This window comes from Heyndrickxia sp. FSL K6-6286, assembly GCF_038630395.1.
Classification (GTDB): domain Bacteria; phylum Bacillota; class Bacilli; order Bacillales; family Bacillaceae_C; genus Heyndrickxia; species Heyndrickxia oleronia.
Genome location: NZ_CP152029.1, coordinates 3,339,916 through 3,351,771 on the forward strand (window position 1 = coordinate 3,339,916; position 11,856 = coordinate 3,351,771).

The window sequence follows — 11,856 nt, forward strand, 5'->3', positions numbered from 1 at the left end:
TAAAATTAATTTACTTCTGCATGTTTCAATTTCTTAGCGGCTTTTTCACGTTCATTTTTGTTTAAGATTTTCTTGCGTAAGCGGATGGATTCCGGTGTAACTTCACAATATTCATCATCATTTAGGTATTCAAGTGCCTCTTCTAAAGACATTTTTCTTGGTTTCTTAATAACGGATGTTTGATCCTTAGTAGCTGAACGGACATTGGTCGCATGCTTAACCTTCGTAATATTTACGGTAATGTCATTCTCACGAGTATTTTCTCCAACAATCATACCTTCGTAAATTTCAGTTCCAGGTTCAACAAAGATTGTTCCTCTATCCTCTACCTGCATAATTCCGTATGTGGACGCTTTTCCAGTTTCCATTGAAACTAGAACACCTTGGTGTCGTCCACCTACACGTCCAGGTTGCATTGGTTGATAACTATCAAATGTATGATTGATAATCCCATAACCACGTGTTAATGTCATGAAATCTGTTGTATAACCAATTAAACCACGTGCAGGGACATTAAAGATTAATCTTACCTGGCCATTTCCGTTATTGATCATATCTAACATTTCACCTTTACGTGAACCAAGAGATTCAATGATTCCACCAACATGCTCTTCAGGGATATCAATTTGTACTCTTTCAATTGGTTCACATTTCACACCATCAATTTCTTTAATAATGACTGTTGGCTTAGAAACCTGAAGTTCAAAACCCTCACGACGCATATTTTCAATTAAAATAGATAGATGTAGCTCTCCACGACCTGAAACAATCCATGCATCAGGAGAATCAGTATTTTCAACTCTTAAGCTTACATCTGTTTGAAGTTGAGAACGAAGACGCTCTTCAATTTTCCTAGCAGTAATATACTTTCCTTCACGACCAGCAAACGGGCTATTATTAACAATAAATGTCATTTGTAGCGTTGGTTCGTCAATTCGTAATGGTTGTAACGGCTCTTGATGGTCAATCGGACATACTGTTTCCCCTACATTGATATCTTCCATTCCAGAAACAGCAATAAGATCTCCTGCATAGGCTTCTTGAATTTCTTGGCGCTTCAATCCAAAGAATCCAAATATTTTAGTTACCCTAAATTGCTTAACAGTTCCATCCAGTTTCATTAATGCTACTTGTTGTCCTACATGCATCGTACCTCGAAAGACACGTCCAATTCCAATTCTACCAACATAATCATTATAATCAAGTAGAGCTACTTGAAATTGTAGAGGTTCTTCTCTTGTATCTGCTGGCGCAGGGATATGATCAATGATTGTATCAAATAAGACCTGCATGTTTTCATCTTGTTTTGTAGGATCGGCACTAGCTGTTCCATTAATACCAGATGCATAAATAACAGGAAATTCTAATTGATCCTCATTAGCATCTAATTCAATAAATAATTCGATAACCTCATCTACTACTTCCTCTGGGCGAGCAAAATCACGGTCAATTTTATTTACAACGACAATTGGTGTTAAATTCTGTTCTAGTGCTTTTTTCAACACAAAACGTGTTTGTGGCATACATCCTTCATATGCATCCACTACTAGAAGAACCCCATCTACCATTTTCATAATACGTTCCACTTCGCCACCAAAATCAGCATGTCCTGGGGTATCCATTATGTTAATTTTGATATCTTTATATTGAATAGCGGTATTCTTCGCTAAGATGGTTATACCTCTTTCACGTTCAATATCATTTGAATCCATCGCACGTTCAGCAACTTGTTCATTTGTGCGGAATGTACCTGACTGCTTTAATAGCTGATCTACGAGAGTTGTTTTCCCATGGTCAACGTGTGCGATTATAGCTATATTTCGTAAATCTTCTCTTATTTTCAAAAGTTGTTCCTCCTGCCTTTAAGACCGACTAAAGTTAGTATACCAATAACTTATGTATTATATCATAGTTAATAATAAAACGCCAAATACATAGTTATCCAATCTTCTTTGCTAAAATCGACATTTTCAAGTAAAATAATAAAAGAACGTAACCATGGAGGCAATTGCGATGAAAGACATTAAGTGGATTTTCGTACTTTTTGCTGCAGCAGCTGCTGCATCTATGATTGGAATTGGGGTAGCAATCGGTGAAAAAAGTCTCATTGGTATCGTATTTTGCATTATTGCATTGATACTCATAATGGGATTCGGATTTAAAACAAAAGCTAAAATGAGACAAGAAGGTCGGTTATAACATCTAAAGAGGGATCCCAAAAATTCGGGATCCCTCTTTAATCATTTGAGGTATTAAAATAGTTTGTTAAAATTTCATTGTGAAGTGCCTTATTACTTACAAAAACCGTACTACTTTCTAATAAATTTAATGTTTCACCTTTGACTGTTGTAACTACTCCCCCAAGTTCTTCAATCAATAACTTGCCTGCAGCAAAATCCCAAGGAGAAAGTCTCATTGCAATATACGCATCTAATCTACCTGTGGCAACATAGGCAAACTCTAGAGAAGCAGCACCTAAAGATCTTGTTGCACGTGAATCTCTTACTAGATTGTGTAAATTTCCAACAGGAATATGTCTATTTGAAATAATCCAAGAAGAATTAATACCAATGATAGCATTCTCAACCTTTGTTGCTTCTAAAAGAGGAATTGGTTGTCCATTAAAAAATGCTCCTTTGCCTACTTCAACGAAATATAATTCATCTTGTACCACATCATAGATATAGCCGAATTTTCCTCTTCCGTTTTCATATATACCAATTGAAATAGCAAAATTGCGCTGTTGATGAACAAAATTAACCGTTCCATCAATCGGATCAATAATCCAAATAATTCCATCTTCCTGATTAATATCTTTCCCATGTCCTTCTTCTCCGACAATTCGATGATTTGGAAAATGTTTCATAATATTATTCACTAAAAATAGCTCTGTCTCTTTATCAATATTGGTAACAAGATCATTCCGATCCGATTTTGTCTGTATATTTAAAGTATGATTAAAAGAATCTAAAATATTTTCCCTTGCTTCTTTTAACCATTGTCTAACATATGTATCAATTTTTATCCAATCAGTCATGATCCAAGCCTCCATCACATGCTCATGTACCTCATAGCTTAAAGGAAAAATTTATGTAATTCAAGTAAATCACCTTATTATTACAATAAATTTGCGCTCACAAAAACGAACCCCATCTGTTTGATCTGGAACAGGGAGTCCGCAATCAAAACTTACATTGCTTTCATTTTTAATAATTCTTCCCTAATTTTCATGAGCTTTTTCTTTGATGATTCCTTTTTTCTATCATTATTTTCTTGGATGGCTTCAAATAGGACAGCTAGCTCATAGTCCATTTCAAGTCGTAATACAGCTATACGTTGCTGATCAAATTTTTTCTTTTTTGATGTATTCATTACTTGCTTCATGAACGTCACATCCTTTCGATTTATAAGTATTAACAAAAGCCGAAATATTCTGGATGTTATCTTTTTATATCTTATGTCGCGAAAATAAATCATGTAACAAAAATGTGTAAATGCCTAATGATTGGGCATTTTATTTAATTATTAGAATTGGTTATGATAAAATATTGTAAACATTGATATGAACACTATTGGAGGCTTTTTAATGAATTTCCCAGGTTTTACAGAAGAAGATTTTAATGTTTTTAAAATCGATGGCCTTGATGCCAGAATGGATCAATTAATCAAACACATTCGGCCAAAACTAGACTATCTCGGCAATTATTTTGCACCAACCCTAAGTGCATTGACTGGGGATGAAATGTTCCCTCATGTAGCAAAACATGCACGAAGAACCATTAATCCACCGAATGATACTTGGGTAGCATTTGCTAATAATAAACGAGGTTATAAGATGCTCCCCCATTTTCAAATTGGACTTTGGGAGACACATCTTTTTGTATGGTTTGCTCTCATATACGAAGCACCAAATAAAATAGAATATGGTAAAACACTTGAAAAGAATATTACAAACATACGAAAATCAATTCCGCCCCATTTTGTATGGTCAGCAGACCACACTAAGCCTGAAGCAATGATCATGGGGGATCTATCAGACGAAGAGCTACTAGCATTATTCCATAGACTACAGACTGTAAAGAAGGCTGAAATTTTATGTGGATTACATATTCCTCGCAATGAAGCAATAACTATGGATGGTGAAGAAATAATTAGCCGATTGAATGATACTTTTCAATATTTAATACCCCTTTATAAGATGTCTTAAACTATGGCAGGTTTTCTAGAGCTTGTTGCTTTTAAAAAATTTCCTCCTGCTGGCTTTTACAAAACAACAAACTAAAAAAGCAACCATAAAAAAAGAAGAGGGTAACTTCATTGTTACCCTCTCATTGAAATCAAACTTCCAGTTTCGGATTCTTTTAATTTTTTTACAACCTGATATGAAGAATATCCGCTTTCTTTTTCAAATTCATTACAATATCTTTTCTCATCAGCTTTTCCAGGCACAATTTCCTTAAATCGACGATATTTCTCCATTAACTCGTCACGATTAATTCCTTTTTCATATGCCTTTTCAATTGCTTCAAAAAAATGGATTACATCAATGACCTCTGTAGTAGACCAATCCATAGAAAAAGGGTATTGATACTCCATTTCATCACCGTCTTTCAAGATGTATTTTCTATTTTTACTTTCCCCATTTTGTTCGGATTTCATTAGCCTCTTGGATCATGCGAGTGATTAACTCATTAACAGTAGGAATATCTTTTATTAATCCCATCACTTGACCAGCCCATGCAAATCCACTATCAACCTCTCCATTATATATATAATTTTTATTTGCTTGTCCACTAATATACTCTTTTAATTCTTCATAGCCACCATTATTTTTTTCAATTTCAAGTATTTTCTCAGTCCACTTATTTGATATTGCACGACCAGGAGCACCAAGTGTACGCTTTATCACTGTTGTATCTGTTTCGCCACCTAATAAAAGAGCATCCTTATACGCTGTTGCGGCGTGCACACATTCTTTGGTAGCAATGAATCTTGTACCCATTTCTATGCCTTCTGCACCTAAACTCAAAGCAGCCATTAACCCTCTTCCATCTCCAATTCCTCCGGATGCAATGACTGGAATTGATACACAATCAACAACCTGAGGAACTAAAACAAGAGTACTAATATCATCTTTTCCAAGGTGCCCTCCCCCTTCTTGTCCAACAACCATAACTGCATCTGCTCCCAATTCTTCTGCCTTTTGAGCTTGACGTTTTGCAGCCACAAGGACTAATTTTTTTATATCAACTCCTTTTAAATATTCAAAGAATGTTGCAGGGTTACCTCCTGTTACTGAAACTACTGGAACATTTTCTTCGACTGCAACATCAAGAAAATGTGTATAAGAACGTCCGTGCTGACCAATAGCAAAATTAACTCCAAATGGTTTATGTGTTAAAGTTTTTACTTTCCGAATTTCATCTCGTAATGCCTCTGGGCTCTCAAGAGACATTGCTGTAATTTGCCCTAAACCACCCGCATTTGAAACAGATGAAGCCAATTCTGAATAAGCGAGATAGGCTAGTCCTCCTTGAATAATTGGATAATCGATGTTTAATAATTTCGTTATTCTCGTATTCCAATTCATAACTATATTCCCCTCATCCTTAATTTTTTTCAATTTCAACTGCTAAGGAACCTATATACTTCTATTTCTTCTCTGTTCATTACCCAATTTCCTTTAAATGAAGAAGATTTTATTTTCAAAGTACTTTATAAATGCTATAATTCATATGTTTTTGATCACAATAAGAAACAACTACAAGACTGACTAAAAGAGGTGTATAATTCATTGTCACAATATGAAACCCCATTGTTTACTGGACTCGTTGAACATGCAAAAAAAAATCCAGTACAATTCCACATTCCTGGACATAAAAAGGGAGCTGGAATTGATCCCGACTTTCGTCACTTTATTGGCGATAATGCCTTATCGATTGATTTGATTAATATTGCTCCACTTGATGACTTACATCAACCAAAAGGGATGATAAGTAAAGCACAAGAATTAGCTGCACAAGCATTTGGAGCCGACCATACATTCTTTTCCGTTCAAGGTACAAGCGGTGCAATTATGGCCATGATTATGGCTGTTTGTGGACCAGGAGACAAAATCATTGTACCTAGAAATGTCCATAAATCTGTCATGTCAGCTATTGTCTTTTCAGGGGCAATACCAATTTTTATTCATCCAGAAATTGACCCGAATCTTGGAATTTCACACGGAATTACAACAGAATCCGTGTCAAAGGCATTACAACAAAACCCTGATGCCAAGGGTGTTTTAGTTATAAACCCTACGTATTTTGGTGTTGCATGTGATTTAAAGAAAATCGTAGAAATTGCGCATTCATATCAAGTACCTGTCTTAGTCGATGAAGCACATGGTGTCCATATTCATTTCCATGAAGACCTACCTATATCTGCTATGCAAGCCGGTGCTGATATGGCCGCGACAAGTGTCCATAAACTAGGCGGTTCTATGACGCAAAGCTCGGTATTAAATGTAAAAGAGGGGTTAGTATCTTCAAATCGTGTTTCCACTATTTTAAGTATGCTAACCACCACTTCTACTTCCTATTTATTACTAGCTTCACTTGATGTAGCACGTAGAAGATTAGCTACACAGGGAAAAGAGCTTTTAGATAAAACCATTCAGCTTGCCCAAGATATACGGTCAAAAATAAATACAATTGATCATTTATATTGTGTTGGTGAAGAAATCCTTGGAACAAAAGCAACATTTAATTATGATCCAACAAAATTAATTATTTCTGTAAAAGATTTAGGAATAACTGGTTATGATGCAGAAAAGTGGTTAAGAGAAGTTTATAATATTGAAGTAGAACTTTCCGATTTATATAATATCCTCTGCTTAATTACACCAGGAGATACAGAGCATGAGGCAAACTTATTAGTCAAAGCACTCCAAGAGCTTTCAGATCAGTTTTCTCACTTGTCAGGATCTGTGGAAATACAAGTCTTACTTCCAGATATACCAGTTCTCTCATTGACTCCACGTGATGCTTTTTATGCTGATACTGAAACAGTGCCGATTGAAGAATCTGCTGGTCACATTATTGCTGAATTTATTATGGTTTACCCTCCAGGAATACCTATTTTTATACCTGGGGAAATCATTACAGAAGAAAATTTAAAGTATATTCAAAAGAATATTGAAGTGGGATTACCTGTTCAAGGTCCAGAAGACTTCGAGCTTAAAAAGTTACGGGTAATTAAAGAACATAAGGCAATAAAATAAACTACTCTATTCATCAACTAACGGATATTGTATATAAATGATTAATTTCTAGTATAAAGGAAATGGCAGCCAATTGGCTGCCTATTTATTATTATTCAAGTCCTCAGAAATTTCGCAACATGTTTTACAGTTAGAGTATAGAACTGTCACCTTCTCATCCTCGAAATGATCAATAATTTTATTACAATCCTGACAAACTAAGGTTCCCATTCTTGTTTCCCCTTTCTAATTAAATTAGGAAAGCGCTTTCTAACTATTTATATAATAATACATATTAAATGATTTTTAAAGGGTAATTTGTATAACATATTTATACATTTTCTTCAAAGAGTATATATTATTAAGCAAAAATAGTGACCTTAAAAAGTCACTACTTTACGAAAAGGGGGAAGGGAATATTTCTTGAAAAATAAATTGTAATAAAAAATAGATGGATAGACTGGATAAAGTAATAAAAAATGTAACACGATTTGATTTTACAATGATTCTAGCAAGGAGAAATGCTAAATAGAAAAAGACTATAAACACAATAATTCTATAGATCAAATGATCCCTGTCAGATAACCAAACAGCTAGAGTGAATCCACTCCATATCATTAATTGAAATAGAAAGGCAATGTATTTTTTCATCCTATCACCAACAATTTTTTGTTATGCTTACAAGCTTCTCCATTTTACTTTAAGCAATTACTCTTGTAATTATACTATGAACGTTAGATGGTATTTTAAAACCTAATATTACTTTATAAAAATAAAAAAAGGTAAACCATTGGTTTACCTTTTTTTAGAATAAATTATTTTACAATGTGAATTGGTGTTCCTAAAGCTACTTCTGCAGCTTCCATTGTAATTTCTCCTAAAGTTGGATGCGCATGAATAGTCATAGCAATATCCTCTGCTGTCATTCCTGCTTCAATTGCTAAGCCGATCTCAGAAATCATATCAGATGCACTTGCACCTGCAATTTGACCTCCAATGACCAAACCATCCTCTTTACGAGTAATTAATTTCAAGAAGCCATCGCTATTATTCAATGCTAAAGCACGACCATTTGCAGCAAATGGGAATTTAGCAGCAACTACTTCTAATCCTTCATCTTTTGCTTGTTTTTCATTATATCCAACAGTTGCTAATTCTGGCTCAGAGAATACAACAGCAGGAATACCTAAATAATCAATTTCAGAAGGGTGGCCGGAAATAGCTTCAGCAGCAATCTTACCTTCGTAAGAAGCTTTATGAGCAAGCTGTGGACCTTCAACAATATCACCAATAGCATAAATGCTAGAAACATTTGTACGACATTGTTTATCAATCTTAACAAGGCCACGATCTGTCATTTCAACGCCCACTTGTTCTAATCCTAATTCATCTGTATTAGGGCGACGACCTACTGTCACAAGAACATAATCAGCTTCAACAGTTTTTTCTTCACCTTTTACTTCATAAGTGACAATTACGCCATCTTCTTTTTCTTCTACACCTTTAGCTAATGCATTTGTAACAATTTCCGCACCTTTTTTCTTTAAGTTACGGGAAACAAGAGTAGTCATTTGTTTTTCAAATGCACCGGCAAAAAGTTCGCTGCTACCCTCAAGAATAGTTACTTTAGTACCAAAATTAGCATAAGCAGTACCAAGTTCAACCCCGATAACACCGCCACCAATAACAACTAATTTTTTTGGAACCTCAGGTAAATTTAAAGCACCTGTAGAATTAATAACGCGTTTAGAAAACTTGAATGTTGGGATCTCAACAGGACGAGAGCCGGTTGCAAGAATCGCATTTTTGAATGTATAGGTTTGTGCAGATGTTTCATTCATTACACGTAAAGTGTTCGCATCAACAAAATATGCTTCACCTTTAACAATGTCAACTTTGTTCCCTTTTAATAAACCTGCTACACCAGAAGTCAATTTATTTACTACTTGACCTTTCCATTCTTGAACCTTAGAAAAGTCAACAGTTACATTCTCTGCGGAGATACCAATATCATCCGAATGTTTTGCTGTTTCATAACGGTGACCAGCAGTAATTAAAGCTTTTGATGGGATACAACCTACATTTAAACAAACCCCACCAAGCTCACCTTTTTCTACAATTGTTACTTTTTGTCCTAGTTGTGCTGCTCTAATTGCAGCAACATACCCACCAGGGCCTGCACCAATTACTATAGTGTCTGTTTCGATTGGGAAATCTCCAACTACCATTTTTTACGCCTCCATTAATAATAATTCAGGATCGTTCAATAGTCGCTTAATATGGTTTAGCGCGTATTGAGCGGTAGCTCCATCAATTATACGATGATCAAAGCTCAATGATAATGCTAACACAGGTGCTGCTACAATTTCACCATTTTTTACTACAGGTTTTTCAGAAATTCTTCCAATTCCTAAAATAGCGACTTCAGGATGGTTAATTACCGGAGTAAACCATTGGCCACCAGCTGAACCAATATTCGTGATGGTACATGAAGCACCTTTCATTTCATTTGGAGCTAATTTACCATCGCGTGCTTTTCCAGCTAATTCATTAATTTCTTGTGAAACGGAGAATACAGATTTACGATCTGCATTTTTCACAACTGGGACTAATAAGCCTTTATCTGTATCAGCAGCAATACCAATATTATAATAGTGCTTTTGAACAATTTCACCTGCAGCGTCATCAATGGACGTATTTAATGTAGGGAACTCGCGTAATGCACTTACAAGAGCCTTGACAACATATGGTAAGAAAGTTAGCTTGATGCCTTTTTCAGCTGCTACTTCTTTAAATTTCTTACGATGTGCAACAAGCTTGGTTACATCTATTTCATCCATCAACGTAACATGTGGCGCTGTTTGTTTAGAGTGAACCATTGCTTTAGCAATCGCCTTACGAATTCCACTCATTTTTTCACGTGTTTCTGGGAATTCCCCCTCAGGAATAGCTACTTGAGCAGGTGTGACTGTTTCATTCGCTTGAACTGTTTCTGTTTGTTGTTCTGCTTGAACAGGTGCTCCACCACTTAAGAATGCATCAATATCTGTCTTTTGAACGCGGCCATTATTACCAGTACCCTGAACTTGTCGGATATTAACGCCTTTTTCCCGTGCATACTTTCTAACTGATGGCATAGCGATAACACGTTTGTTCGGATCTGCCTCTACAGTTTCAGCTGATGCAGTAACATTCTCAGGTGCAGCCGCAGGTGCTGAAGCCTCAACCTTTTCTTCAACTTTCTCTTCTTGTTCTGAATGACCGTGATCACCTTTAAATTGAAGTCCTTCATAACCAGGGGCATCAAATTTAATTAAAACATCACCAACAATGGCAACTGTTCCTTCATCTACTAAAATATCTTCAACCGTTCCTTCTACTGGAGAAGGAATTTCAACGACTGCTTTATCATTTTGTACTTCACAAAGAACATCGTCTTCTGCAACTTTATCGCCTGGTTTTACAAACCATTTAACGATTTCACCTTCATGGATTCCTTCACCGATGTCTGGTAGTCTGAATTCGAATGACAAGGTTGTTCACCCTCCTATTAATAATTCTTCTTATTAAGTGAATGGAGGCAGTTTAATAAAACTGCCTATTTATTTCAAATAGATAACCTAGAAGATCTAATTAAAATGTAAGTACTTTTTTCGCTGTTTCAATAATATCTTTATAATTAGGTAACCAAACAGACTCTGCTTGAGAGAATGGATATACAGTATCTGGTGCAGTCACACGTAATACTGGCGCTTCTAAGCTAAGAATCGCTCTTTCATTTATTTCTGCAATGACATTTGCAGCAATACCTGCTTGTTTTTGTGCTTCTTGAACAACAATCGCACGATTTGTTTTTTCAACAGAAGCAATAATTGTATCAATATCTAATGGACTTATTGTACGTAAATCAACTACTTCTACAGAGAATCCTTCTTTTTCTAATTCTTCTGCAGCTTTTAAAGATTCATGAACCATCGCACCATAAGTAATAATAGATAGATCCTTACCCTCACGTTTTACATCCGCTTTACCTAATGGAATTGTGTACTCTTCTTCTGGAACTTCCTGACGGAAAGAACGATATAACTTCATATGCTCTAAGAAAATAACTGGGTCATTATCTCGGATTGAAGAAATTAAAAGTCCTTTTGCATCATAAGGTGTAGACGGAATAACAACTTTTAAACCTGGTTGTTGAGCAACTAAGCCTTCTAAGCTGTCAGCATGCAATTCTGGAGTATGAACCCCACCACCGAATGGTGAACGGATTGTAATTGGTGCATGTAAGCTTCCTCCAGTACGATAACGCCAACGTGCCATTTGTCCACTTACTGAATCCATTACTTCGAATAAGAAACCAAAGAATTGAATCTCCGGCACTGGGCGGAATCCTTCTAATGTTAAACCAATAGCAAGACCTCCAATTCCAGATTCTGCTAATGGAGTATCAAATACACGATCTTCTCCGAATTCTTTTTGAAGTCCTTCCGTAGCACGGAATACCCCACCATTAAGACCAACGTCTTCACCAAATACTAATACATTTTCATCGTTTTTAAGTTCAGTTCTTAACGCATCGGTAATTGCTTGAAGCATAGTTAATTGAGCCATGG

12 protein-coding genes are annotated in these 11,856 nt (G+C 35.7%); 3 read left to right on the top strand and 9 right to left on the bottom strand.

The features are described 5' to 3' along the window. Positions 1–5 precede the first annotated feature (5 nt). Positions 6–1,844 carry a translational GTPase TypA gene (gene typA / locus MHI39_RS16825; protein ID WP_071976599.1) on the bottom strand — a complete coding sequence of 613 codons (1,839 nt, stop codon included), beginning with the start codon at positions 1,842–1,844 and terminating at the stop codon, positions 6–8. A 169-nt stretch (positions 1,845–2,013) separates the two neighbouring features. On the opposite strand from typA, the gene MHI39_RS16830 reads away from it, so the two are divergent. Further along, positions 2,014–2,199, top strand: coding sequence for a YlaF family protein (locus tag MHI39_RS16830; protein WP_071976598.1), 186 nt, complete (start codon positions 2,014–2,016; stop codon positions 2,197–2,199). Between the two features lie 37 nt (positions 2,200–2,236). Here MHI39_RS16830 and MHI39_RS16835 read toward each other — a convergent pair whose 3' ends face one another. Both MHI39_RS16835 and MHI39_RS16840 read right to left on the bottom strand, forming a co-directional pair. Continuing rightward, positions 2,237–3,037 (bottom strand): inositol monophosphatase family protein, encoded by an 801-nt coding sequence (locus MHI39_RS16835; protein WP_071976597.1) that lies wholly within the window; start codon positions 3,035–3,037, stop codon positions 2,237–2,239. Between the two features lie 152 nt (positions 3,038–3,189). After that, positions 3,190–3,384 carry a hypothetical protein gene (locus MHI39_RS16840; RefSeq protein ID WP_071976596.1) on the bottom strand — a complete coding sequence of 65 codons (195 nt, stop codon included), beginning with the start codon at positions 3,382–3,384 and terminating at the stop codon, positions 3,190–3,192. A 202-nt stretch (positions 3,385–3,586) separates the two neighbouring features. Here MHI39_RS16840 and MHI39_RS16845 point away from each other — a divergent pair, with 202 nt between their 5' ends. After that, entirely contained in the window at positions 3,587–4,207 is a 621-nt protein-coding gene (locus MHI39_RS16845; RefSeq protein ID WP_071976595.1) for a DUF1054 domain-containing protein, read from the top strand. A 113-nt stretch (positions 4,208–4,320) separates the two neighbouring features. Here the strand turns inward: MHI39_RS16845 and MHI39_RS16850 are convergent, their stop codons facing one another. Both MHI39_RS16850 and MHI39_RS16855 read right to left on the bottom strand, forming a co-directional pair. Next, positions 4,321–4,596, bottom strand: coding sequence for a UPF0223 family protein (locus tag MHI39_RS16850; RefSeq protein WP_058002739.1), 276 nt, complete (start codon positions 4,594–4,596; stop codon positions 4,321–4,323). Positions 4,597–4,630: 34 nt separating this feature from the next. Then, entirely contained in the window at positions 4,631–5,590 is a 960-nt protein-coding gene (locus MHI39_RS16855; protein WP_342539813.1) for a nitronate monooxygenase family protein, read from the bottom strand. A 204-nt stretch (positions 5,591–5,794) separates the two neighbouring features. Between MHI39_RS16855 and MHI39_RS16860 the strand changes: the two genes are divergently transcribed. Beyond that, positions 5,795–7,264 carry an aminotransferase class I/II-fold pyridoxal phosphate-dependent enzyme gene (locus tag MHI39_RS16860; RefSeq protein ID WP_342539815.1) on the top strand — a complete coding sequence of 490 codons (1,470 nt, stop codon included), beginning with the start codon at positions 5,795–5,797 and terminating at the stop codon, positions 7,262–7,264. 81 nt (positions 7,265–7,345) lie between these two features. Here MHI39_RS16860 and MHI39_RS16865 read toward each other — a convergent pair whose 3' ends face one another. The 4 genes from MHI39_RS16865 to MHI39_RS16880 all read right to left on the bottom strand — a co-directional run bounded on the left by MHI39_RS16865 (position 7,346) and on the right by MHI39_RS16880 (position 11,854). Next, the gene (locus MHI39_RS16865; RefSeq protein WP_071976592.1) at positions 7,346–7,474 is read right to left on the bottom strand and encodes a GapA-binding peptide SR1P; all 129 of its coding nucleotides are present in this window, start codon (positions 7,472–7,474) and stop codon (positions 7,346–7,348) included. Between the two features lie 584 nt (positions 7,475–8,058). After that, the gene (lpdA, locus tag MHI39_RS16870) at positions 8,059–9,471 is read right to left on the bottom strand and encodes a dihydrolipoyl dehydrogenase (RefSeq protein WP_342539816.1); all 1,413 of its coding nucleotides are present in this window, start codon (positions 9,469–9,471) and stop codon (positions 8,059–8,061) included. A gap of 3 nt (positions 9,472–9,474) precedes the next feature. After that, the gene (locus tag MHI39_RS16875; RefSeq protein ID WP_071976590.1) at positions 9,475–10,776 is read right to left on the bottom strand and encodes a dihydrolipoamide acetyltransferase family protein; all 1,302 of its coding nucleotides are present in this window, start codon (positions 10,774–10,776) and stop codon (positions 9,475–9,477) included. A 100-nt stretch (positions 10,777–10,876) separates the two neighbouring features. Beyond that, positions 10,877–11,854 (bottom strand): alpha-ketoacid dehydrogenase subunit beta, encoded by a 978-nt coding sequence (locus MHI39_RS16880; RefSeq protein ID WP_058002497.1) that lies wholly within the window; start codon positions 11,852–11,854, stop codon positions 10,877–10,879. Between the last annotated feature and the right edge of the window lie 2 nt (positions 11,855–11,856).